We start from the raw sequence: 24406 nt of genomic DNA, 5'->3' as shown, positions 1-24406 counted from the left end.
CGAACAATATATTGGATGGAATGATTAGCGAGCTATATGATTTTTTCATTGCTTGCCCCATCGTGCCCGAGGTCTCCCTTGAATCCTGCCGTCGCCCCGCCCGTCACTGACCTGAACATGTCCACCGAACCGTCTGGCGACCGCTACATAGAAAAGAACACGCCGCTGTTCAAACGCACCGCGCTGGCGCTGTTCGCGGGCGGGTTCTCAACCTTCACCCTGCTGTATTGCGTTCAGCCGATGATGCCGACGCTGTCCAGCGAGTTTTCCCTCTCTGCGGCTCAGAGCAGCCTGATCCTGTCGGTCGCCACGGCAATGCTCGCCATCGGCCTGCTGATCACCGGGCCGATATCCGACCGGCTCGGGCGCAAGTCGGTGATGGTCATGGCGCTGTTCTGCGCGTCGCTGTTCACCATCGCCAGCGCATTGATGCCCAGCTGGGAAGGTGTGCTCATCACCCGGGCACTGGTCGGTCTTTCACTGAGCGGACTGGCAGCGGTGGCGATGACTTACCTGAGCGAAGAAATACACCCCGCACACCTCGGTCTGGCGATGGGGTTGTATATCGGTGGCAGTGCGGTCGGCGGCATGAGCGGTCGACTGATCGTCGGGGTGCTGATTGATTACGTCAGTTGGCACGCGGCGATGCTGGTGGTCGGCGGGCTGGCGCTGATCGCTGCTGTGGTGTTCTGGAAAATTCTACCGGAATCGCGTAATTTCCGCACCCGCTCGCTGCACCCGCGCAGCTTGTTGAATGGCTTTGTCGTGCAGTTTCGTGATGCCGGATTGCCGCTGCTGTTCCTGGTCGGGTTTCTGCTGATGGGCGCGTTCGTCACGCTGTTCAACTACATCGCCTACCGCTTGTTGAGCGAGCCTTACAACCTCAGCCAGGCCGTGGTCGGCGTGTTTTCGGTGGTGTATCTGTCAGGCATCTACAGCTCAGCGAAAATCGGCTCGCTGGCCGACCGTCTCGGTCGCCGCAAGATGCTGTGGTCAGTGATCGTCATGATGCTGGCGGGGCTGACCCTGACGCTGTTCACGCCGCTGCCGCTGGTCATCCTCGGCGTGCTGATCTTTACCTTCGGCTTCTTCGGCGCACACTCTGTGGCCAGCAGTTGGGTAGGCCGCCGGGCCACGACCGCCAGAGGCCAGGCCGCGTCGCTGTACCTGTTCTGCTATTACGCCGGCTCCAGCGTGGCCGGAACCGGCGGCGGAGTGTTCTGGCATTACGCGGGCTGGAACGGCATCGGGCTGTTTGTCGGTGTGTTGCTGTTGATGGCACTGGGCGTGGCATTGAGATTGGCGAGGTTGCAGCCTTTAGGGGCGAGGGTTTAGTCACATATGCAGCACTGGCGATTGGGGTGAGCCAAGGTACACTGGCGCATCCGCCAGTTCTGGTAAAGGAAACCGACATGCGCCTCGACCACCTCCACCTGCAGAATTTTCGTTGTTACGAAGATGCTCATTTTGACTTCCAGCCGGGTTTCAATCTGGTGGTGGGGGTCAATGGGAGTGGGAAGACGTCGCTGTTGCTGGGGGTGGCGGGATGCCTGATTCCTTATGGCAATGCAATGGGGCAAGGCCAGGAAATTCTGAGCAAGGAAGACGTTCGTTTCGTTATAGACAGGCATGAAGGACGCAGTCGATTTGAGAGAAAGTTTCCCGTATTCATAAGAGCGGATGGCGATATTTTTGATCTGCCAAATTGGCGGGCAGTCCGTCTGCTCGAGCCCTGGGAAGGAGGAGTAGATCCCTCATCACTCTCTCACTTGAGTGCTGTGCTCGCCAGGAACAACGCAGGTGAGCAGATTGACTTTCCGGTTCTTGCCTTCTATCGCGCCAATCGTCGTTGGAGCAGTGCGCGCATATCTGCCGAGTTCGCAGCACAGCAGCGGACTTCCCGTTTTGACGGATATGCAAACTGGTTTGACGCCGTAGCCGATCTGCGTGATTTTGAAAGCTGGTTAATCGCAAGGACGCTTGAGCGCCTTCAGGACCGTCTTGATTCAACTCCGACTGTCGAGCGTGAAGATGAACTTGAATGGGTGAATCGAGCGATCAGACTTGCCATACCGGATGCCCATGATCTCCGATATGACTTGAGGCTACAAAGCCTGCTCGTAGATATGGGGGAAGGCAACGCCGTTCCGTTTCACGAACTCAGTGATGGTCAACGTAGTTTGATTGCGTTGATTGCAGATATTGCACGACGCATGTGCGTTCTAAACCCACACATAGGAAAAGACGTTCTGGCGAATACCGGTGGCATCGTGATTATTGATGAGCTCGATATTCATCTGCACCCGGCCTGGCAACGCAACATTGCGCCGACGCTTAAAAAAGCATTCCCCAAAGTGCAATTCATCGCCACAAGCCACTCGCCTCAAGTTATTGGCAGCCTGCAACCGGGCGAGGTCATCCTGCTGAAGAATGGCGACAGCTCTCACCCGCGAGCAACCTATGGCCTGGACTCCAGCACCATTTTGGAGGAAGTCATGGGCGTACCGCAGCGCGAACCCGAAATTGAAGTGTTGCTTGATGAGCTGTTCAGCACACTGGAAAACAATGAGCTTGAAAAAGCCAGGTTGCAGCTTGATGCGCTAAAGAAAAAAGCCCCCGATTTACCCGAGTTCGCAGGTGCTGAAGCACTGCTCAAGCGCAAGGAGCTTATTGGACGATGAGACGCATCATCAAAGGAACTGAGCCTGCGTCATTTACCGAATGGAAAGCCAGCGCAAATGAAGACTGGATGCCCACTTACCCAACCTTGCAGAACCCACAAAAACGCGAATTACATAACAGCCTGCTACAAGAGCAGCATTTTTCTTGCTGCTATTGCGGCAGGGAAATAGAACTTGATAGCAGCCACATCGAACATTTCAAACCCCAGGAGCACTACCTGCCACTGGCGCTGGAGTACAGCAATCTCCATGCGTCCTGCCTGCGCGAGACCAAACCAGGAAACCCGCTGCATTGCGGACATCACAAGAGCAACTGGTTCGATGAAACGCTGCACATCTTTCCACTGGCAGACGATTGCGAACAGCGATTTCGCTATCTGCTGACAGGAAAAATTCAAAACACTGAATCCGCAGACCTTCCCGCCGCCACGATGATCGAGAAACTCGCACTCGATATCGCCTACCTGACAAGAAGACGTCAGGAAGCTATCACAGGCATTTTTGATGAACAGTTCATATTGAGCGCCAGTGAGGCGGAGTTGACGCATCTGGTGCAGAGTTTGCGCTCAGGAGATGCCGGCAAGCAGGTGGCCTTTGGCCACGTCGTGGCCCGTTATGCGGAGCAGTTTTTGACGCCGTAACAGATCTATCCGGATTAAACTCGCGCTGGATGAATACCGCGGCGGTGAAGACTGGATGCCGCTGGGAGACTGAACCATGCTTTACGACCTGATCATTCGCGACGCACTGGTGATTGATGGCAGCGATACGCCCGGAGTGCGCGCCGATGTGGCAATCAGTGATGGACGTATTCAGCGCATCGGCAGCCTGACCGAGGCCCGTGCGCGGGAAGAGGTCAACGCAGTGGGGCGCGTGCTGGCCCCAGGGTTTATCGACGTTCACACCCACGACGATACGGTGGTCATTCGCAAACCCGAGATGTTGCCCAAGATCAGCCAGGGCGTGACGACGGTGATCGTCGGCAACTGCGGGATCAGCGCGTCACCGGTCTCGCTGCGCGGCAATCCGCCCGACCCGATGAACCTGCTGGGCGACGCATCGGCGTTTGTCTATCCACGTTTCGCCGATTATCGCGCCGCCGTGGACAACGCCCGGCCTGCTGTGAACGTGGCCGCCCTGATTGGCCATACGGCATTGCGCAACAATCACATGGATGACTTGTTGCGCAGCGCCAGCCCGGCAGAAATCGCCGCCATGCGCGAACAGTTGCGCGACAGCCTTGAAGCGGGCGCGCTGGGTCTGTCGACCGGTCTTGCCTACGCCTCGGCCTTCTCGGCCAAAACCAGCGAAGTCAAGCAACTGGCTGAAGAGCTGACGACGTTCGGCGCGGTCTACACCACCCACTTGCGCAGCGAATTCGAGCCGGTGCTGGAGGCGATGGCGGAGGCATTCGACATCGGCCGCCATGCGCGCTCGCCGGTGATCATTTCTCACCTGAAATGCGCAGGTGCAGGTAACTGGGGCCGCAGCCCGCAACTGCTGGCGGCGCTGGAAAAAGCCGCACAGGACCATCCGGTCGGCTGCGACTGTTATCCCTATGCAGCCAGTTCCTCGACGCTGGACCTTAAACAGGTTACCGACGCGTTCCGTATCACCATCACCTGGTCAACGCCGCACCCGGATCAGGGCGGTCGGGATCTGCAGGACATTGCCGCCGACTGGGGGCTGTCATTGCAGGACACCGCCCGCAAGTTGCAGCCCGCAGGCGCGGTGTATTACGGCATGGATGAAAGCGATGTCGAACGCATCATGTCTCACCCGCTGTCGATGATCGGCTCCGATGGCCTTCCGGAAGACCCATTTCCCCATCCACGCTTATGGGGCGCCTTCCCACGGGTGCTCGGCCACTTCAGCCGCGACAAGAAACTGTTTGCCTTGCACACCGCCGTACACAAAATGACAGGGCTTTCGGCAGCACGCTTTGCCCTGCACGAGCGTGGCCTGATCCGCGAGGGCTATTGGGCGGATCTGGTGTTGTTCAACCCGCACACCGTGCGCGATATAGCGAACTTCAAAGATCCTCAGCGAGCAGCAGAAGGCATTGATGGCGTTTGGGTAAACGGCCAACTGAGCTATGCCGAGGGCAAACCGCAGGGCAAGCGTCAGGGCAGATTTCTGCCTCGCAGCGGTTCACTGCTGGACGGCTTTGCAGAGACAAAAACGCCGACGCAGGCGTCGGCGATCAAGCTTGAAAGGAACGATACGTCTTGATCTATCAACACATCGTTAGCCTGGCAGTTACTGGTGATACTGCGCCGACAGCTCGTGCACCGCTTCGATGAAGGCACCGGCATTGGCCGGGTCGACTTCAGGGGTGATGCCGTGGCCGAGGTTGAAGACGTGGCCGGTGCCGCTGCCGTAGCTGGCGAGGATGCGCGCGACTTCCTGGCGGATGGCTTCCGGACGGGCGTAGAGCACGGTCGGGTCCATGTTGCCTTGCAGCGACACTTTGTTGCCCACGCGCTGACGTGCTTCGCCGATGTCGCAGGTCCAGTCGAGGCCAAGGGTGTCGGCGCCGATGTCGGCGATACTTTCCAGCCACAGGCCGCCGCCTTTGGTGAAGACGATGACCGGCACCTTGCGCCCGTCATGTTCGCGAATCAGGCCGTTGACGATCTTGCGCATGTAAGCCAGCGAGAACTCCTGGTAAGCCGCCGAAGACAGGCTGCCGCCCCAACTGTCGAAGATCTGCACCGCTTGGGCACCGGCCAGAATCTGGCCGTTCAGGTACGAGGTCACTGACTGTGCCAGCTTGTCCAGCAACAGGTGCATGGCTTGCGGGTTGTCATAAAGCATGGCCTTGGATTTGCGGAAGTCCTTGGAGGAACCGCCTTCGACCATGTAGGTCGCCAGGGTCCACGGGCTGCCAGCGAAGCCGATCAGTGGCACACGACCGTTGAGTTCGCGGCGGATGGTGCTGACTGCGTCCATCACGTAACCCAGGTCTTTCTGCGCGTCCGGGATTGGCAGAGCTTCGATGTCCGCCAGTGTGCTGACGGTTTTCTTGAAACGCGGGCCTTCGCCGGTCTCGAAGTACAGGCCCAGGCCCATCGCGTCGGGAATGGTCAGGATGTCGGAAAACAGGATCGCTGCATCCAGCGGATAGCGATCCAGCGGCTGCAACGTGACTTCACAGGCGAACTGCGGGTTCTTGCACAAGCTCATGAAGTCCCCGGCACTGGCGCGGCTGGCGCGGTATTCCGGCAGGTAACGGCCGGCCTGACGCATCATCCATACCGGTGTGACGTCTACGGGTTGCTTGAGCAAAGCGCGAAGGAAACGGTCGTTCTTCAGGGCAGTCATGTCGGCATCCGCTATAAAAGTGCGCGCATTTTCTCAGAGCGCGACACAAAAGGCACGGCGAGAGCCGTGCCTTTTGTCTATCGGGGCGATTTGCTGTGGTTATACAACGTCATGCGCCTTCAGAACCGACGGGGTTCTATGCCAGATCCTTATGATTCAGAACGTTCCAAGGCTCAAGCACGCCCTTGCCCTGTTGGAGTATCAGACGCCAGTCCCCTCTCCCGGTACTGTTACCAACGGTGGTGACATCCACACTAAACATTTTTACCTTGGCACTTATTTTAAATTTTCCATTGTGATGCCATTCATGGATCCCGGCGCTGCCATCGATATATTTGGCAATTGAGAGTCTGACGGCTTCTTCAAGGCCTCCCTCTGTATCGGCTTGTATTCTATCCTGCGCCTTCTGAAACCTTCGACTTTCGAAAAAATCACCTATATGTATCTTGTATTTAGGCGTGGCAGGTTTACTGGACTGTCCCACGGCGGACGGCAGTTTGGGCTGCGTATGTTTGCCGCCGCCGCGCAAACCGGTCGAGGCATGCACCCAGCCACCTTTATCATCAAGCTGGATCGGTAATTGGTAATAAGCATCTGGTCGCCGTGAATCGATCACTCGCCATACCGCGCAATCAACGTCGTACCTGACGGCATAGGCTTTTTCCTGTTGCACAGCGTAAAAGCGGCTTGGCACACCCTCTTGAGCTTTCTCATGGATGCCCCGGTAAATACCGTCGCCGCGCAACGTCAACCCGCCGGGCGTTTTTGATACCGCCGTTTTAGGATCGAGAACAGAATGGCCAACCTTTGCCGCAGAAAACGGTTTAACTCGCCGCCCTTTTGACAGCGTCAGACCATCGGCCAGCAACAGCGCCGCCTGAACGAAATACAGCGGAGCACTGCCCTCTTCATCGGCTGCCTTCCCGATTCCCTGCCAGATGGCGTAAAAACTGCGAATGGCAGCGATGGGTAGTTGCACCTTGAAAGGCGTGAAGGTGAGGATGATATCGCCAACGGTTTGGGTGATTTCCCAAGCACTTTGCCAGTTGGTTTCCCAGTTGCTGTTGGTCTGCTCGTCGACAGCCAATATCACGCGTTCGACTTCAGCGTCATACACCGCTTCAAGAAAGTTTTCGCTGCATGGCAACAACTCCATGAACAACGTATCCCGCTCAGCGGTCAATGCCCGCTGCACATCGGCCTGGAAGGGGAGCCCTGCCCTGCTCACCAGATAGTCCAGCCATTCAGGATCAAGCAGTAACTGCTGAAGGTCTTTCGAGCTGCTCATTTCCCTGAAACATTTACCGTCAGGCGCCTGCGGAGTAAAAATCACCAACGAGCCGACGCTGGAGCGAGCCTCGACTCCGATCGCCAGCACACCGCTCAATAACACATCTTTAATGGACAACTGACTGACCTGAACACGATGCCCCTCAACGGTTGCACGGTCATCACCGTCAACCGGATGGTTCAGTACCGCCGTCAACCACTTGTGACCTCTGTTCGCCAGATCGGGAGGAAGGCTACCGTCACCCAGAAAGTCGCCTGCCATCTTTGCCTCGATTCCATCCAGTCGCATCTGGGTGTGCATCACGCGTGCATAGCGCTCGCGGTGCCATGTTCCGGTAGCCGAGGTCGACAATAAGATTTTCAGGAACTTAGGGTAGTTCTCACCAATGTTCAGATCTCGAATCAGCCCGAACAGATAGCCGGCCTTGAGAAAACCGATCAATTGCCCCTGGCTGTCGTACGCGCGACTGGTCTGCAAAAAGTTGAAATCGGTCACAGCGATATTTTCAAGGGACAAGTCCGTGAGACTGCGCTGCTGTGTCTCGTAGTGCGCTTCTGCCTCCGAGGGGCCTGCAAACTCATAATCAGGATCCAGGAAGAAGCCCGGCTCGATTTCAATGCTCACGGTATGGATGCTGACCTCGTCAGGATTCACCTCTACACCGTGATCCAGCAGGATTCGCGCCTGCAGCTTCTCGCGAGCATATTGGCGAAGCTGATCAGGCTCTCCGTACCCGGAGGGTTCAAGCAGATCGGGGGCCTGAGCTTCGAGCAAGGCCTGACTGTAGTCTTGTACGGCGATCTTCCAGCTGTACTTGTCTTCATCGGACGCGTCAGCGAACCACTCGGGCAAGAATTCGCGTTCAATCTCTGTCGGTTTTTCAGGATCGAACCAACCGCTGTTTTCGTCGATCGCGCGCTGGGTCAGAGCCTTGCGAAACCCCGCCACGTCCTGCTCGAACTGCATGCCCAGCGACGAACGCTCTTCAGACGTCAATTGCGAACCGATTGCCAGGTAAAAGCTGTCGGTGCCTTCCTTGAACACACTGATCTCCCCGTTGCTCGTATCCTGAGCACGGTAATTACCAAAGCCGTCATGCAACAGCACGATACTGGTATCGTCAGGCCCCTCAGGCACGTACTTGCTCATGCCGAAGTCGACGATCACCAGATTGCGCCCTGAAGCAGCCAACAGCTCCCGGGCTCCAGTGCGCGCAAGTTCATCAGTGTGTTGATTGAAAATCCGGGTGCGTGACAGGCCGTCGATAGCCGTACTGCGGGCCCATTCGTCCAGCGAAATGTCCATCGCCTCGACGAACTCATCCGGCAGAACATCATTTTCAAGAAAGTCGATTTTCTGTTCTTCGGTCAGTGGCATCCGCTCAAGCAACTCGTCGAGACGGCCGGCCGGAACCTCGGGATGTAAAACACACAGCCAGCCCAGAACGGGCGAAAGTTGCGTATGCCCGCGATGATTCCAAAGTGGCAAAAAGGGGTTGGGCGCACGAACGCTCAGCAGGCTTTTGGAAGTTCCCTCATCTGCCAGCAAGGCAGCGAACAAAAGCGGCCGCCGCTCCCTCGCCAATCCTGCAACCTGTTCGCGCAGGGTGACGATCCGGCCAGCAGTACTGTCGCCATCCGGAAAATTCCCGCCCATCCCGAGCGTCGAGCTGCGAGGCAGTTGGCTGAAAATCAGATGCAATAACGGCTCTTCGCCGGAAAGAGAGGCACCCTCGGGTGCCACATAGTCGTCGTCAGCATTTAGCGTCAGTACAACAGCGTTTTGAATATCACTTTCGTCATGGCCTTTCAGGTAAACCGCAAGCTCTTCATCGTCTTCGTTCTGAACCCTGATCGACAGGTCGGCGGGCCATTCCGGCAACTGCACCAGCAAGGCGAACAAGGCATTATCGCCATCATCAGGGAAGTAGTTCTTTTCCGCGAAACGCTCGACGAACTGATCGATGATTCGATCCGCCCGCTCACGTGCCCGGTGTTCACGCACCGCAACCGTACTAGGGCTGAACCGGTCAGATCCGAAAGATTTCTGTTCATTGGAGCGGGCAAGCTTGCCCGCAGGTGCTGCTTTCAACATGGCTACTTCCTTATAGCGACGTGGAGGTTGGGAGCGTCGGTCCGAGGAAGACCTCCCGGTGATGCGCAGAATCCTAGCGCCTCACGGACACAGAAACAGGTGGCGGAAACAGGGCGTAAACAACCGACAGCTATCTTGATTACGAAAAGACAGGGATCGGGAGCCAAAAAGGGGAGTGAAGCGTCGAGCTGCCGCCCCTTGTAAGGGCGGCGAAGTTCGAATGAGGACAGGTCGCTATGACCCTTCGAGGTTATTTCAAAAGATTAAAACAAACGGGAACAGACCCTGGCAGTCAGACACCCAGGTAATCCATGATCCCTTCAGCCGCATTGCGGCCTTCGAAGATCGCAGTCACCACCAGGTCGGAGCCCCGGACCATGTCGCCACCGGCGAAGATTTTCGGGTTGCTGGTCTGGTGCTTGTACTGCGCCTGCTCCGGAGCCACGACACGGCCCTGGCTGTCGGTGCTGATCGTGAACTGCTCGAACCACGGCGCCGGGCTTGGGCGGAAGCCGAAGGCGATGACTACGGCGTCTGCCGGAATGATCTCTTCGGAACCCGGAATCGGCTCGGGGCTGCGACGGCCACGGGCATCCGGTTCGCCAAGACGGGTCTCGACCACCTTCACGCCTTCGACCTTGCCTTCGCCGACAATGGCGATGGGCTGGCGGTTGTAGAGGAAACGCACACCCTCTTCCTTGGCGTTCTTCACTTCCTTGCGCGAACCCGGCATGTTTTCTTCGTCGCGACGATACGCGCAAGTCACTGACTTGGCGCCCTGCCGGATCGAGGTACGGTTGCAGTCCATCGCCGTGTCGCCGCCGCCCAGCACGACCACGCGCTTGCCTTTCATGTCGACAAAGTCTTCCGGCGCCTTTTCGAAGCCCAGGTTGCGGTTGACGTTGGCGATCAGGAAATCCAGCGCATCGTGCACGCCCGGCAGGTCTTCACCGGCAAAACCACCTTTCATGTAGGTGTAGGTGCCCATGCCCATAAACACCGCATCGTACTCTTCGAGCAGTTGATCGATGCTGATGTCCTTGCCGATTTCGGTATTGAGCCGGAACTCGATACCCATGCCGGTGAACACTTCACGGCGGTGGCTCAACACGGATTTTTCCAGCTTGAACTCGGGGATGCCGAAGGTCAGCAGGCCGCCGATTTCCGGATTTTTGTCGAACACCACCGGTGCCACACCGCCGCGCACCAGCACGTCGGCACAGCCCAGGCCCGCAGGCCCTGCGCCAATGATCGCGACGCGTTTGCCGGTCGGCACGGCCCTGGACATGTCCGGACGCCAGCCCATGGCGAACGCGGTGTCGGTGATGTACTTCTCGACCGAACCGATGGTGACTGCACCAAAACCGTCGTTCAGCGTGCAGGCGCCTTCACACAGGCGGTCCTGCGGGCACACGCGGCCACAGACTTCCGGCAGGGTGTTGGTCTGGTGGGACAACTCCGCCGCCGCGAGGATATTGCCCTCGGCGACCAGCTTGAGCCAGTTGGGAATGAAGTTGTGCACCGGGCACTTCCACTCGCAATACGGGTTGCCGCAACCCAGGCAACGGTGCGCCTGATCGGCGGACTGCTGGGGTTTGAACGGTTCGTAGATTTCCACGAACTCTTTCTTGCGTTGACGCAGCAGTTTCTTCTTCGGGTCTTTACGCCCGACATCGATGAACTGGAAGTCGTTACTGAGACGTTCAGCCATTCTCTGGAGCCTCTTTGCGGCAGCTTCAGGTTACAAGCCTGAAGTTGCAAAAAATCATGGTCGCAGGCAATTCGCGCACTGCCGTTGGCTTGCGGCTTGAAGCTAACCGCTAGCAGCTGCTGTTATTGCGGATTCGCCCGAGTGCTGGAGAGCAGCGATTTCAGGTTGGCCGCCTTGGGCTTGACCAGCCAGAAACGACGCAGGTAATCGTCCAGGTTTTCCGCCAGGTTACGGCCCCATTCACTGTCGGTTTCAGCCACGTACTCGTTCAGAACGCTTTGCAGGTGAGTGCGATAAGCTTCCATCGATTCGCCGCTGATACGCTGGATCTCGACCAGTTCATGGTTGACGAGGTCAACGAAGGTGTTGTCCAGGTCGAGCACGTAAGCGAAACCGCCGGTCATACCGGAACCGAAGTTGTAGCCGGTCTTGCCCAGTACGCAGACGAAACCACCCGTCATGTATTCGCAGCAATGATCGCCAGTGCCTTCAACGACGGTGTGAGCACCGGAGTTACGCACGGCGAAACGCTCCCCCGCCGTGCCCGCTGCAAACAGCTTGCCGCCGGTTGCGCCGTACAGGCAGGTGTTGCCGATGATGGCGCTTTCGTTGGTCTTGAACGGGCTGCCCTTGGGCGGCACGATCACCAGCTTGCCAGCGGTCATGCCCTTGCCGACGTAGTCGTTGGCATCGCCTTCCAGGTACATGTTCAGGCCACCGGCGTTCCACACCCCGAAGCTCTGACCGGCAGTGCCCTTGAAGCGAAAGGTGACAGGTGCCTTGTTCATGCCCTGGTTGCCGTGCAGTCTGGCGATTTCGCCAGAGATGCGCGCACCGATCGAGCGGTCGCAGTTACAGATGTCCAGTTCGTACTCGCCGCCGCTGAGGGATTCGATGGCCGGTTTGGCCAGCTCGACCATTTTCTCGGCCAGCAAACCCTTGTCGAATGGCGGGTTGCGGTCTACCCGGCTGAACTGGGGCTTGTCCGCCGGAATGTGATCGCTGCCCAGCAACGGCGTCAGGTCCAGATGCCGTTGTTTTTCGGTTTCGCCCGGCAGGATGTCCAACAGGTCGGTACGGCCGATCAGCTCTTCCAGCGAGCGAACGCCCAGCCTGGCCAGCCACTCGCGGGTTTCTTCAGCCACGTAGGTGAAGAAGTTGATCACCATGTCGACGGTGCCGATGTAGTGGTCCTTGCGCAGCTTTTCATTCTGCGTCGCCACGCCGGTGGCGCAGTTGTTCAGGTGACAGATACGCAGGTACTTGCAGCCCAGCGCGATCATCGGCGCAGTGCCGAAGCCGAAGCTTTCAGCGCCGAGAATGGCGGCTTTGATCACGTCGAGGCCGGTTTTCAGGCCGCCGTCGGTCTGCACTCGGACCTTGCCGCGCAGGTCATTGCCGCGCAGCGTCTGGTGAGTCTCGGCCAGGCCCAGTTCCCACGGCGCGCCAGCGTACTTGATCGAGGTCAGCGGCGATGCGCCGGTGCCGCCGTCGTAGCCGGAAATGGTGATCAGGTCGGCATAGGCCTTGGCCACGCCGGCAGCGATGGTGCCCACGCCCGCTTCTGCTACCAGTTTGACCGAGACCAGCGCCGCCGGGTTGACCTGTTTCAGGTCGAAAATCAGCTGCGACAGGTCTTCGATGGAGTAGATGTCATGGTGCGGCGGCGGCGAAATCAGCGTCACGCCCGGTACCGCATAGCGCAGCTTGGCGATCAGGCCATTGACCTTGCCGCCTGGCAGTTGCCCGCCTTCGCCCGGCTTGGCGCCCTGCGCAACCTTGATCTGCAGCACATCGGCGTTGACCAGATATTCCGGTGTGACACCAAAGCGGCCAGTGGCGATCTGCTTGATCTTCGAGCTGCGGATGGTGCCGTAGCGCGCCGGATCTTCACCGCCTTCACCGGAGTTGGAACGCGCGCCCAGACGGTTCATCGCCTCGGCCAGCGCTTCGTGAGCTTCTGGCGACAAGGCGCCCAGCGAAATACCGGCCGAATCGAAACGCTTGAAGATTTCACTCAACGGCTCGATTTCGTCGATGTTCAGCGGCTGATCGAGGGTCTTGACCTGCAACAGGTCACGAATCATCGACACCGGCCGCTGATCGACCAGCGCGGTGTACTCCTTGAACTTGCTGTAATCACCCTGCTGCACCGCGGCTTGCAGGGTGCTGACCACGTCCGGGTTGTAGGCGTGGTATTCGCCACCGTAGACGAACTTGAGCAGACCGCCCTGCTGGATTGGCTTGCGCGGGCTCCAGGCTTCCGAGGCCAGCGCTTTCTGTTCGGCTTCGAGATCGACGAAGCGCGCCCCTTTCAAACGGCTCGGCACGCCACGGAAACTGGTGTTGCAGACGTCTTCGGACAGGCCGATGGCTTCGAACAGTTGCGCACCGCGATAGGACGCGACTGTCGAAATACCCATCTTCGACAGAATCTTGAGCAAGCCCTTGGTGATGCCTTTGCGGTAGTTCTTGAAGACTTCGTACAGGTCGCCCAGCACTTCGCCGGTGCGGATCAGGTCACCCAGCACTTCGTAGGCCAGGAACGGATACACCGCCGAGGCACCGAAGCCGATCAGAACGGCGAAGTGATGCGGGTCACGCGCGGTAGCAGTTTCGACCAGAATGTTGCTGTCGCAACGCAGGCCCTGCTCGGTCAAACGATGGTGCACCGCGCCGACCGCCAGCGAAGCGTGAACCGGCAGTTTGCCCGGTGCAATGTGACGGTCAGTCAGTACAATCAGGGTATGCCCGGAACGCACGGCCTCTTCGGCCTGATCAGCGACGTTGCGCACCGCGGCTTCAAGGCCGAGGCTTTCGTCGTAGTTCAGGTCAATGATGTGGCGCTCGAAGCCCGGACGCTCCAGGTTCATCAGCGAGCGCCATTTGGCCGGCGAAATGACCGGCGAGCTGAGGATCACCCGCGAAGCGTGCTCTGGCGATTCCTGGAAAATGTTGCGCTCGGCACCGAGGCAGATTTCCAGCGACATGACGATGGCTTCACGCAGCGGGTCGATCGGCGGGTTGGTGACCTGCGCGAACTGCTGGCGGAAGTAATCGTAAGGCGAGCGCACACGGCGCGACAGCACGGCCATTGGCGTGTCATCACCCATCGAGCCCACGGCTTCCTGGCCCTGCTCGCCCAACGGACGCAGCACCTGATCACGCTCTTCGAACGTGACCTGATACATCTTCATGTACTGCTTGAGTTGCTCGCTGTCGTAGAAAGCCGAGCCGTGGTCGTTGTCTTCCATGGTGGCCTGAATACGCAGGGCATTCTTGCGCAGCCATTGCTTGTACGGATGACGCGACTTGAGGCGGTTGTCGATGGCATCGGTGTCGAGGATCTGGCCGGTTTCGGTGTCCACGGCAAAAATCTGCCCAGGACCGACACGGCCCTTGGCGATGACGTCTTCGGGCTTGTAGTCCCACACGCCGATTTCCGACGCCAGGGTGATGTAGCCATTCTTGGTCGTGACCCAGCGCGCCGGGCGCAGGCCGTTGCGGTCGAGCAGGCAGACCGCGTGACGACCTTCGGTCATCACAATGCCGGCCGGGCCGTCCCACGGCTCCATGTGCATGGAGTTGTATTCATAGAAAGCGCGTAGATCCGGGTCCATGGTCTCGACGTTCTGCCACGCAGGCGGAATGATCATGCGTACGCCACGGAACAGGTCGATGCCGCCGGTTACCATCAGCTCGAGCATGTTGTCCATGCTCGACGAGTCAGAGCCCACGCGGTTGACCAGCGGGCCCAGTTCGTCCAGCTCCATCAAATCGTTGGTGAACTTGGTGCGACGCGCCTGTGCCCAGTTACGGTTGCCGGTGATGGTGTTGATCTCGCCATTGTGGGCGAGAAAGCGGAACGGCTGAGCCAGCGGCCATTTCGGCAGGGTATTGGTCGAAAAACGCTGGTGAAACACGCAAATGGCGGTTTGCAGACGCTCGTCGCTCAGGTCCGGGAAGAAGGCCGTGAGATCGGCCGGCATCATCAGGCCTTTATAAATGATGGTTTTGTGCGAAAAGCTGCAGATGTAGTGATCGTTGTCCGCAGCGTTGGCCACCGACGACCGGCGACGGGCACTGAACAGCTTGATCGCGAATTCCTGATCGCTCAGGCCTTCGCCGCCGATATACACCTGCTCGATTTTCGGCAGACGTTCCAGGGCCAGTTGACCCAGTACGCGGGTGTCGATGGGTACCTGACGCCAGCCCACCAGTTCCAGGCCCTCGGCCAGGATCTCGCGGTTCATGTTTTCGCGTGCGGCTTCGGCCCTGGCGTCGTCCTGATTGAGGAACACCATGCCCACCGCGTACTGGCGGGGCAGATCGACACCGAAATGTTCCTTGGCCATGGCACGCAGAAAACCGTCGGGCTTCTGGATCAACAGGCCGCAACCGTCACCGGTCTTGCCGTCGGCGTTGATACCGCCACGGTGGGTCATGCAGGTCAGGGCCTGGACGGCCGTCTGCAACAGGTGATGACTGGGCTCGCCCTGCATATGAGCGATCAGGCCGAAGCCACAGTTATCCTTGAATTCATCTGGTTGGTACAGACCTGCTTTCATAGACACTTTCTCACCAGGCTGCCTCTATGCGAGGCAAATTTCCTTTTAATTCAACCAATTACCTGACACGCCGAACGTACGCCAGCTTTGGACAGGCAAAACGGAGGTCATTGTACACAGCGACACAAGCGCTCACAAATTTAACGACGATTGGTTGATAATCAATGTCGCAATTATGAAAGTTTTAAAGCGGGTCGCTGTGCTAGTCAAAGCATTTCATCGTGAATCAGACTGACGCGACGGAGACTGTAGGGCGCTTGTAACGCGGACGCCGCCTGGCGCGCCTCAATAAGGCACGTCCAGGCGGGTTTAAGTCAGGTTTGCCGGGTGAGCGGTCCGGATAGGACCGCTGCGACTTCAGCGACTGGCGCCGAGCTCTTGTTGGACGCTGGCGACAGTACGAGGCCAAGGTTTACCAGCCTGAACCTTCGCTGGCAATACCTTGATGGCTGCCAGGGCGGCAGCACGGTCAGGAAAGTTGCCATACGTGATCACGTACAGCGGCTTGCCCTGCAAGGTTTTCTTGAAATAACGATACTCGCCACCTTGCTCGGCAATGTAGGCCTGAGCGGTCGCTTCGGAGCTGGTGCCCAGAATCTGCACCACATAATGGCCTGGCGCCTGACTGGCGTACCAGCTTCCACCGGCAGCTGGCTTGGCAGCTGCTGCGGCTGGTTTTTCAGCCGGTTTGGCAGCCGGAGCAGGCTTGGCAGTCGCGACCTGGGTCGGCGCAGGGGCAGGTTTGGCGGCTGGTGCGGGTGCCGGGGCCGGCGCAGGTGTCGGCGCCGGTATCGACGAACGAGGCGCCTGAGCAGCAGCCTGACCCGCGGGCACACCGGCTGGTGGCGCGGTGGTGGTCACGGTTGGCGGCTGAGCAGGCGAGCCGTTCGGCACCGCATCTTCATCGGTATCGCTGGAACCGGCGGCTTCCGCCAGCGGACCACGCATGACCGGCTGTGAATTGCCATTCATCGGCAGCGGCATCGGTTGAGAATTGCCCGCGAACTCGATGGCCGGGCCACCGTTGTTCGATTGCTGAGCAGTCGGCTTGCCTTCACCCAGCGGCAGTTGCGCCTGAGCGGAAGCAGGGGCATTGGCGGTGGTGGCTGTCTTGTCGCCGCGACCCGGAATCAGCACTGCTGCTGCCACGGCCACTATGACGACGGCACCCAAGGCCAATACGTGTTTTTTCGGCATGTTGAACCCCACACTTGGACGCTTGACCGCAGAACGACTCGCGATCATCGCCTCGATCATTGAATCGCGGGCCACCTGGTTGATCGCCCCAGGCCAGCCATCGGACTGTTCATGAATATCGGTGATCTGGTCGGCAGTAAACAACGCGATTCCCTGCCCTGCACCCTCCAGACGCTGAGCCAGATACTCTCGGGTTTCCTCTTCCGTATAGGGTTGCAGCTCGATGACGTGAAAACGTTCACCCTCGGTAGCGCCCTGCATTTCGGCACACAGCTGATCAAGACGATCAAGCAGCGATGGCTCGCCAAACAGGAACACATGCGGACGACCTTCCGGCGTGCCCGCAGCAAGACCCAGCAACGCTTCGAGCGCCGAATCGCCAAGTTGTTCCGCATCGTCTACCAGTACGTACACTTCCTGGCCGGTAAGCCCGAGCTGCACGACCTGCGACAGAATCGACTGCATCTCGGCCTGAGCCACGCTCAGCGCCTGGGCAACCTGTTGCAGCACACCGGCGGCATCGCTGGCACCGCGCGCGGAAATCACCACGCTCTGCACCGACTGCTTGTTGGTGCTGGCGACCAGCGCCTGACGCAGCAAGGTCTTGCCACTGCCCTGCGGCCCGGTGACGGCCAGCAGCAACTGGCTGTAACGCGCAAGGTGGTGCAGCTGTCCCAACACCGGCTTGCGCTGGGCAGGGAAGAATTTGAAGCCAGGTACCCGCGCCGCAAAGGGGTCATGACTCAACTGATAATGGCCGAGGAAGGCCTCGTCGGCATGCAAACTAGTCATGGGGTTTCCGTTAACCTCTAAGCTGATCCACCAGGGCGCGATAGTCCGCAACCAGAGTGGCCTGTAATACTTCTTTTGGATAATCGTCCGTGATAACCGCTTCGCCCATCCGGCGCAACAGCACCAGACGCAGACGACCGTCGATGACCTTCTTGTCGATCGCCATGTGTTCGAGGAAGTTGTCTTCCGTCATGTCCTGCGGAGGTACGACGGGCAGCCCGGCACGCTGAAACAGCCGAATGCCGCGATCCCGTTCCTGCGTGCTGATCCAGCCCAGGCGCGAGGACATCTCCAGCGCCATGACTGTACCGGCCGCCACTGCCTCGCCATGCAGCCAGACACCATAGCCCATATGCGTCTCGATGGCGTGGCCGAATGTGTGACCCAGGTTCAATGTGGCGCGAATACCGGACTCACGCTCGTCGGCACCCACCACCAGCGCCTTGGCCGCGCAGGAGCGCTCGATGGCGACCGTCAAGGCCGCCTGATCCAGACCGCGCAGGGCGTCGACGTGCTCTTCGAGCCAGGTCAGGAACGGTTCGTCGCAGATCAGGCCGTACTTGATGACTTCTGCCAGCCCGGCGGACAGCTCACGCTCGGGCAGGGTATTGAGCGACGTGGTATCGATCAGCACGACGCTCGGCTGATAGAACGCACCGACCATGTTCTTGCCCAGCGGGTGGTTGATACCGGTCTTGCCGCCCACCGACGAGTCCACCTGTGACAACAGCGTGGTAGGAATCTGGATGAAGTTCACGCCGCGCTGGTAACAGGCGGCAGCGAAACCGGCCATGTCGCCGATCACCCCGCCGCCCAGCGCAATGACCGTGGTACGACGGTCATGACGGGCAGTCAGCAGACCGTCGAAAATGGTTTGCAGGGTTTCCCAGTTCTTGAACGCCTCGCCATCCGGCAAGACAATCGGCAAAACGTTGTAGCCAGCCAGAGTCCGGGTCAGACGCTCCAGGTACAGCGGTGCCACTGTCGTGTTGGAAACGATAGCCACCTGACGCCCGACGATATGCGGGGTCAGGAGTTCAGGCTGGTCCAGCAGGCCTTCGCCTATATGGATCGGGTAGCTACGCTCACCCAGCTCGACCTTAAGTGTCTGCATGTGTCCCCACATTGATTACCGGTTGCACGGTGGTGTGCTTCAGCGGGTCATGGCGCCAGGCCATCCACCATCGCTGTTTTTATGGTCGCCGAGGATAGCGCATTTTCGTCTGCGCTTTAACGGGGAGGAAGCTCTGCCAGACTCGCAAGTATCTCGAGAACCACCATCCGCGGCGGCCGCTCATCGGTTTTGATCACCAGATCGGCGATTTCACGGTACAGCGGGTCGCGAATGGCCAGCAGTTCGCTCAATACCCGGGCCGGATCAGCCGTACGCAACAAAGGACGATTGCGGTCACGCGCCGTGCGCCCGACCTGCTGTTCGATGGAGGCATGCAGGTACACCACGCGCCCGCCCGCCCGCAGCGCCTGACGGTTTTCGCTGCGCATGACCGCGCCACCACCGGTTGCCAGCACCACGCCATCAGCTTCGCACAGCTCTGCAATCATGGCTTGCTCGCGATCACGAAAACCCGGCTCGCCTTCCTTGTCGAAGATCCAGGGGATGTTGGCGCCTGTACGCAGTTCGATTTCCTTGTCGGAATCCTTGAACGGCAGTCGCAGCTCTTTGGCAAGCAAGCGGCCGATGGTGCTCTTGCCAGCACCCATCGGCCCCACAAGTATTAAATTTCGCACAAAATCAACGACTCACAGAAATCGCCTGGTTGTTCATGATACGCGGAGTCAGAAATACCAACAGCTCGGATTTGGACTCGGATACCACATCGCGCCTGAAAAGCCGGCCAAGATACGGTACATCGCCAAGAAATGGCACTTTATCCACACTTTTACTTTGCGTATTCGAGAACACACCACCGATGACGATGGTTTCGCCGTCGGAAATCAGCACTTTGGCATTGACTTCGTTTTTCTTGATCGGCGGCACACCCAGCACCGCATTCACGTAATCCGGCTCATCCTTGGTGACCTTGACCTCCATGATGATGCGGTTGTCGGGGGTGATCTGCGGCGTGACTTCAAGCGACAGGGACGCTTCCTTGAAGCTGACCGTGGTTGCACCACTGGAGCTGGATTCCTGATACGGAACCTCGGTGCCCTTGAGGATCTTGGCGGTTTCCTTGTCGGACGTGACCACCTTGGGTTGCGAGACGATTTCACCGTTGCCGGTCTTTTCCATCGCGGTCAGCTCAAGGTCGAGCATCGTGTTGTTGGTCAGGAAGCCAAGGCCGATGCCGGAGGTGGCGTTGGCAGCGCCCATGTCGACAAACGTCGAGCTGTTGGCCGTGGAGCCACCCGCTGAGGTGCCCGTCGACCAGTTGCTGTCGCCACTGGTATTGGTTGCACCGCCCCAGCGCACACCCAGCTCTTTGTCGTAATCGACGTTGGCCTCGACGATGCGCGCTTCGATCATCACCTGACGCACCGGAATATCCAGCTGCGAAACAATGCGGCGCAACTCGTCGAGCCGGTCCTGGGTCTGGTAAGCGATGATGTTGTTGGTCCGGTCATCGACTGTAATCGAACCGCGCTCATCGGCCTTGGACTCGGCACTGGTCACCGACTGGAACAGCTTGGCGATGTCGGCAGCCTTGGCATAGTTGACCTGCAACAGCTCACGACGCAACGGCGCCAGCTCGGCGATCTGCTTGAGCGACTCCAGTTCCTGACGTTCGCGGGCAGCGATTTCATCGGCCGGGGCGACCAGCAGCACGCTGCCGACCTTGCGTTTGTCCAGCCCTTTGGTTTTCAGCACCAGGTCCAGCGCCTGATCCCACGGCACATTCTGCAGGCGCAGGGTGATACCGCCCTGCACCGTGTCACTGGCAACCAGATTGAGGTTGGTGAAGTCGGCAATCAGCTGCAGCACCGAGCGCACATCAATGTCCTGAAAATTCAGCGAGAGCTTTTCACCGGTGTACACCGGCTTGTCGGCGGCGCGCCGGTCCATATCCTCGTTGGTCAGGGGGCGCACACTGATGGTCAGCTTGTTTTCGGTCTGGAACGCCGAATAGTCGAAGGCGCCCGACGGCTCGATCAGAATGCTCGCTTTGTCACCTGCGGCCGACGCGCTGACAAACTGCACCGGGGTCGCGAAATCCTTGACGTCGAGGCGCACGCGCAAGGGTTCAGGCAGCATCGTTTTGGCGAAGTCGACACGGATCTTGCCGCCTTGCTCCTGAATGTCAGGCGCAATGTTGGCATTGCTCAGGTCGATGACCACGTTGCCTTCGCCCAGCTCACCGCGCTGGAAATCGATATTCCTGATGGCTTTGGCACCGGCCGGCACAAAAGGTCTGGCGGACGTCGGGGTGGGTGGTGGAACGGCCACTCTGGCTGCGCCCATCGCGGTACTTGGCTGGGACGCCTGAGCCGCGGCTGCGCCCTGACCGATGACCACGAACAGATTGTTGCCGTCGACCCGCGAGCTGTAAGGCGACAGCGTCGTCAGGTTGATGATTACCCGCGTGCGATCCTGAGCCTGCACCACCACCACGCTGCGCGCGTTACCGGTGCCCAGCTCACGACTTTTGGTCGCCAACTGGCTGGTGACACCGGGCAGGTCGAGCGCAATACGCGCCGGTTGCGCCGTGGTGTAACCGCGCGGGGCAGGCACCGGGCCGTCGAAAGACAGCTTGAGTTCGACCCGGTCACCCGGCAACGCCGCGACATCCAGGGTCTTGAGGTTGGCAGCCTGGACAACCGGCGACAGCATCGCGATGCATAACGACGCGCCGATAATCGAGAGAATCCGGGTCATGATCAATTTCCGTTGAGCGCTACTGTGCATACTTGGCCTTGCCCACTTCATGAGCGTTCCTTGAGCTGGATGGTGCGCGGCCTTTCCAGCCATGCCCCTTCTCCGTCGGGAACAATTTCGATGACATCGACCTGCGCATCGCCGATCGACACAACCCGTCCGTTATTGCGGCCCAGGTAATCTCCCACTTTGACGCGATGAACGCCCCCGGCTCCACGCAACAGGGCGAACGTACCTGACCCGTTGCCAATCGTGCCGACCATTTCGAACGACTCGATGTTGAACCCTTCAAGAAACTGCCTGACCCGGTTTTCATCCGGTGCCACCAGCCGCGTGCCCTTCTGACGATTCAGCAGGTCGATCTTGACCGGCGGCTGAAACGGGCTGCGCAGGGCCGCAGCGTTATAGGTAAATGCTTCATAGGGCCGAAATTTCGGTAACGGCTCGATGGTGCCACTCGGACGCGCCCTGGCCTGATCCATGAACTCGGTCAGGTCGGCAAAATCGTTGTCACTGCCACACCCGGCCAGCCCGGCCAGAACAACACTGACGCACAACAATCGCGCCGCCCTCATTTCTTCAGCCCTTCATCGTTGTAGCGGTAGGTCTTGGCCAGAATACTCATGCGCAATTTGGTCGGGACCTTGGGATCGACCGGCTTGATCTCGAAATCATGCAGCGTGACGATGCGTGGCAGGCTGGCAACGCCACTGACAAACGTCGCCAGATCGTGATAACCGCCAACCACCGTGATCTGTATCGGCAGCTCTATATAGAACTGCTGGACCGCCTCGGGCAGCAGCTTGATTTCCTCGAATTCAAGGCCGCTTCCCAGGCCGGTGCGGGTAATGTCTTCGAGCAGCCCGGGCACTTCGGTGTCGCTGGGCAATTGCCGCAGCAGCGCACCGAAGGTGTTTTCCATTTCTTCCATCTGCTTCTTGTAAGGCTCCAGGTTGGCGGCCTGGAACGCCTTGTTGGAATACTGCTCGCGGAGCGTCATTTCACCGGCCTGAGCACTGTCGAGCTGGGTCTCCAGATCCTGAATAAAGAAGAAGTAGCCGAGCGCGAAAATCAGTACCGCCACCAGCAGCCCGGCAATCACCTTGACCGCCGCAGGCCAGGAGCCCAGGTTGTTGAGGTCCAGTTCGCTGAAATCGACCTTGCGAAGCCCGTCCATCCATTCAGACATATTCATGGCTTCGCTCCTTCGGCAGCGACAACCGGAGGCTGGGTCTGGCGCACGGTCAGCTGAAACACGTTGGCCTGATCCACCGCACCGGCAGTGGTGGCCTTGACCTCGGTCAGACTGGGCGCTTCAAGCCACTCCGAGGCTTCAAGGTTGCGCATCAGGTCCGAGACCCGGTTGTTGGATTCGGCAGCACCGCTGATGGCAATCAGCTTGCTGGTCATTTTGACCTGCGAGTAATAGACGCCATCCGGCAGGGTTCGCGCCAATTGATCGAACACCCGGCCCGTGACCGGGCGGTTACCTTGCAGGTCCTGGATAATCTTCATGCGCTCCAGCAATTGCTTGCGGCGCGCTTTCAGGTCGCTGATTTCCTTGATGCGGATATCCAGCTGAGCGATCTGCGTCTGCAGATACGCGTTACGCGCCATTTGATGCTCGATGGAATTGCTGACGTAGCGATCAATCAGAAACAGAATGCTGACCGACAGCACCAGTACACCGACCAATACGGTCAAAAAGCGTTTTTTTCGTTCTTCGCGGAGCTCTTCGCGCCACGGCAGCAAGTTGATCCGTGCCATCAGTCGAAGCTCCTCAACGCCAGACCGCACGCGATCATCAGGGCCGGGGCGTCACTGGCCAGTGCGCCCGCATTGACCTTGGAACTCAGGGCCATGTCGGCAAACGGGTTGGCGACCATGGTCGGCGTGCCGATGCGTCGCTGAATCAGATGCTCCAGCCCGGAAATCGAAGCCGTACCGCCTGCCAGCATGATGTGATCCACCGAGTTGTACTGCCCTGCCGCAAAGAAAAACTGCAACGAGCGGGAGACCTGCTGCACCAACGCGTCCTTGAACGGATCCAGCACCTCGCTGACATAGTCGTCAGGCAACCCGCCCTGTTTCTTGGCAAGTCCGGCCTCTTCCATGGACAGGCCATAGCGACGCTGGATCTCGTCGGTCAGCTGGCGGCCGCCGAACAGTTGCTCGCGGGTATAAATGATACGGCCATGGTGCAGCACGCTGAGCGTGGTCATGGTGGCGCCGATATCGACCACGGCAACGGTCAGCTCGTCGTGGCCATTCCCCAGTTGCGCAGCCAGCAGGCCGAACGAGCGCTCCAGCGCATAGGCTTCGACGTCTACGACGCGCGCGGTCAGCCCGGCCAGCGCCAGTGCCGCCTCGCGGACCTCGACGTTTTCCTTGCGGCAGGCCGCCAGCAGCACTTCAACCCGTTCCGGGTTGCGTACCGAATAGCCCTGCACTTCAAAATCGATGGCCACTTCTTCAAGCGGATAAGGAATGTACTGATCAGCTTCAAGCTTGAGCTGGTTTTCCATGTCGTCGTCGGAAAGACCGGCGTCCATCTCGATGGTTTTGGTGATGACCGCGGACCCGGCCACTGCGACCGCCACAATCTTGACGCTGGTCTTGGCCTTGACCAGCACGCGAGACAGCGCCTGACCAACCCCTTCGAGTTCAGCAATATTCTTTTCGACGACAGCGTTGGCCGGCAACGGCTCGACTGCGTAGGACTCGACCTTGTAACGGGTGCCGGAACGACTCAATTCCAGGAGTTTTACCGAGGTGGAGCTAATATCGATCCCTAGAAGGGTGTTGGCCTTCTTACTGAAGAGTTCGAACACAACCTGATTCCTTTGAGTTTCCGTCACTTACGGAGTTATTTCGGGTCAACGTCACTGCCGACAGCCTTGACAGTAGCGCAAATCA

At 59.0% G+C, this 24406-nt stretch carries 16 protein-coding genes; 4 read left to right on the top strand and 12 right to left on the bottom strand.

From position 1 onward, the window contains the following. Positions 1 to 78: 78 nt before the first annotated feature. The 4 genes from ABJ99_RS03485 to ABJ99_RS03470 all read left to right on the top strand — a co-directional run bounded on the left by ABJ99_RS03485 (position 79) and on the right by ABJ99_RS03470 (position 4913). Positions 79 to 1335: an MFS transporter gene (locus tag ABJ99_RS03485; RefSeq protein WP_057447169.1), complete on the top strand. Its 1257-nt coding sequence runs from the start codon at positions 79 to 81 to the stop codon at positions 1333 to 1335. 77 nt (positions 1336 to 1412) lie between these two features. Continuing rightward, positions 1413 to 2681 (top strand): AAA family ATPase, encoded by a 1269-nt coding sequence (locus ABJ99_RS03480; RefSeq protein WP_054084621.1) that lies wholly within the window; start codon positions 1413 to 1415, stop codon positions 2679 to 2681. Then, positions 2678 to 3322, top strand: coding sequence for an HNH endonuclease (locus ABJ99_RS03475; RefSeq protein ID WP_054084620.1), 645 nt, complete (start codon positions 2678 to 2680; stop codon positions 3320 to 3322). Before ABJ99_RS03480 ends, ABJ99_RS03475 begins: the two co-directional genes overlap by 4 nt. A 76-nt stretch (positions 3323 to 3398) precedes the next feature. Continuing rightward, complete coding sequence (locus tag ABJ99_RS03470) at positions 3399 to 4913, top strand: N-acyl-D-amino-acid deacylase family protein (protein ID WP_054084619.1); 1515 nt, start codon at positions 3399 to 3401, stop codon at positions 4911 to 4913. Positions 4914 to 4940: 27 nt separating this feature from the next. Here the strand turns inward: ABJ99_RS03470 and hemE are convergent, their stop codons facing one another. From hemE to ABJ99_RS03410, 12 genes are all read right to left on the bottom strand, one after another. Beyond that, positions 4941 to 6005, bottom strand: a complete 1065-nt coding sequence (hemE, locus tag ABJ99_RS03465) for a uroporphyrinogen decarboxylase (RefSeq protein ID WP_024676650.1) — start codon at positions 6003 to 6005, stop codon at positions 4941 to 4943. Positions 6006 to 6141: 136 nt separating this feature from the next. Next, on the bottom strand, positions 6142 to 9390 hold the full coding sequence (locus tag ABJ99_RS03460) for a dermonecrotic toxin domain-containing protein (protein ID WP_054084618.1): 3249 nt from the start codon (positions 9388 to 9390) through the stop codon (positions 6142 to 6144). A 292-nt stretch (positions 9391 to 9682) separates the two neighbouring features. Next, positions 9683 to 11101 carry an FAD-dependent oxidoreductase gene (locus tag ABJ99_RS03455; protein WP_054084617.1) on the bottom strand — a complete coding sequence of 473 codons (1419 nt, stop codon included), beginning with the start codon at positions 11099 to 11101 and terminating at the stop codon, positions 9683 to 9685. A gap of 122 nt (positions 11102 to 11223) precedes the next feature. Then, on the bottom strand, positions 11224 to 15669 hold the full coding sequence (gene gltB, locus ABJ99_RS03450; protein ID WP_054084616.1) for a glutamate synthase large subunit: 4446 nt from the start codon (positions 15667 to 15669) through the stop codon (positions 11224 to 11226). Positions 15670 to 16026: 357 nt separating this feature from the next. Continuing rightward, on the bottom strand, positions 16027 to 17658 hold the full coding sequence (locus ABJ99_RS03445; protein WP_054084615.1) for an SPOR domain-containing protein: 1632 nt from the start codon (positions 17656 to 17658) through the stop codon (positions 16027 to 16029). Positions 17659 to 17668: 10 nt separating this feature from the next. Further along, a complete protein-coding gene (gene aroB / locus ABJ99_RS03440; RefSeq protein ID WP_007248055.1) occupies positions 17669 to 18772 on the bottom strand; it encodes a 3-dehydroquinate synthase in 1104 nt (367 codons plus the stop codon). A 116-nt stretch (positions 18773 to 18888) separates the two neighbouring features. Continuing rightward, a complete protein-coding gene (gene aroK / locus ABJ99_RS03435; protein ID WP_054084614.1) occupies positions 18889 to 19407 on the bottom strand; it encodes a shikimate kinase AroK in 519 nt (172 codons plus the stop codon). Positions 19408 to 19411: 4 nt separating this feature from the next. After that, positions 19412 to 21490, bottom strand: a complete 2079-nt coding sequence (pilQ, locus tag ABJ99_RS03430) for a type IV pilus secretin PilQ (protein ID WP_054084613.1) — start codon at positions 21488 to 21490, stop codon at positions 19412 to 19414. A gap of 47 nt (positions 21491 to 21537) precedes the next feature. Further along, positions 21538 to 22065 (bottom strand): type 4a pilus biogenesis lipoprotein PilP, encoded by a 528-nt coding sequence (gene pilP, locus ABJ99_RS03425; protein ID WP_054084612.1) that lies wholly within the window; start codon positions 22063 to 22065, stop codon positions 21538 to 21540. Beyond that, positions 22062 to 22685, bottom strand: a complete 624-nt coding sequence (gene pilO / locus ABJ99_RS03420) for a type 4a pilus biogenesis protein PilO (RefSeq protein ID WP_054084611.1) — start codon at positions 22683 to 22685, stop codon at positions 22062 to 22064. The genes pilP and pilO overlap by 4 nt, the downstream gene beginning before the upstream one ends. Continuing rightward, positions 22682 to 23257 carry a PilN domain-containing protein gene (locus ABJ99_RS03415; protein ID WP_054084610.1) on the bottom strand — a complete coding sequence of 192 codons (576 nt, stop codon included), beginning with the start codon at positions 23255 to 23257 and terminating at the stop codon, positions 22682 to 22684. The genes pilO and ABJ99_RS03415 overlap by 4 nt, the downstream gene beginning before the upstream one ends. Beyond that, on the bottom strand, positions 23257 to 24321 hold the full coding sequence (locus tag ABJ99_RS03410) for a pilus assembly protein PilM (protein WP_007248061.1): 1065 nt from the start codon (positions 24319 to 24321) through the stop codon (positions 23257 to 23259). The genes ABJ99_RS03415 and ABJ99_RS03410 overlap by 1 nt, the downstream gene beginning before the upstream one ends. Positions 24322 to 24406: the final 85 nt, after the last annotated feature.

Origin of the sequence: Pseudomonas syringae pv. cilantro (genome assembly GCF_001293775.1) — a bacterium.
In the GTDB taxonomy this organism is placed as follows: Bacteria; Pseudomonadota; Gammaproteobacteria; order Pseudomonadales; family Pseudomonadaceae; genus Aquipseudomonas; species Aquipseudomonas syringae_P.
This window is presented reverse-complemented; position numbering and strand designations above follow the sequence as displayed.

Bases quoted from the DNA above. Each gene is read 5' to 3' on its own strand.
- ABJ99_RS03445 (WP_054084615.1), bottom strand. From the start codon at position 17,658: ATGACTAGTTTGCATGCCGACGAGGCCTTCCTCGGCCATTATCAGTTG.
- ABJ99_RS03460 (WP_054084618.1), bottom strand. From the start codon at position 9,390: ATGTTGAAAGCAGCACCTGCGGGCAAGCTTGCCCGCTCCAATGAACAG.
- ABJ99_RS03455 (WP_054084617.1), bottom strand. From the start codon at position 11,101: ATGGCTGAACGTCTCAGTAACGACTTCCAGTTCATCGATGTCGGGCGT.
- ABJ99_RS03470 (WP_054084619.1), top strand. From the start codon at position 3,399: ATGCTTTACGACCTGATCATTCGCGACGCACTGGTGATTGATGGCAGC.
- ABJ99_RS03475 (WP_054084620.1), top strand. From the start codon at position 2,678: ATGAGACGCATCATCAAAGGAACTGAGCCTGCGTCATTTACCGAATGG.
- ABJ99_RS03415 (WP_054084610.1), bottom strand. From the start codon at position 23,257: ATGGCACGGATCAACTTGCTGCCGTGGCGCGAAGAGCTCCGCGAAGAA.
- pilP (WP_054084612.1), bottom strand. From the start codon at position 22,065: ATGAGGGCGGCGCGATTGTTGTGCGTCAGTGTTGTTCTGGCCGGGCTG.
- gltB (WP_054084616.1), bottom strand. From the start codon at position 15,669: ATGAAAGCAGGTCTGTACCAACCAGATGAATTCAAGGATAACTGTGGC.
- hemE (WP_024676650.1), bottom strand. From the start codon at position 6,005: ATGACTGCCCTGAAGAACGACCGTTTCCTTCGCGCTTTGCTCAAGCAA.
- pilO (WP_054084611.1), bottom strand. From the start codon at position 22,685: ATGAATATGTCTGAATGGATGGACGGGCTTCGCAAGGTCGATTTCAGC.
- ABJ99_RS03480 (WP_054084621.1), top strand. From the start codon at position 1,413: ATGCGCCTCGACCACCTCCACCTGCAGAATTTTCGTTGTTACGAAGAT.
- pilQ (WP_054084613.1), bottom strand. From the start codon at position 21,490: ATGACCCGGATTCTCTCGATTATCGGCGCGTCGTTATGCATCGCGATG.
- aroB (WP_007248055.1), bottom strand. From the start codon at position 18,772: ATGCAGACACTTAAGGTCGAGCTGGGTGAGCGTAGCTACCCGATCCAT.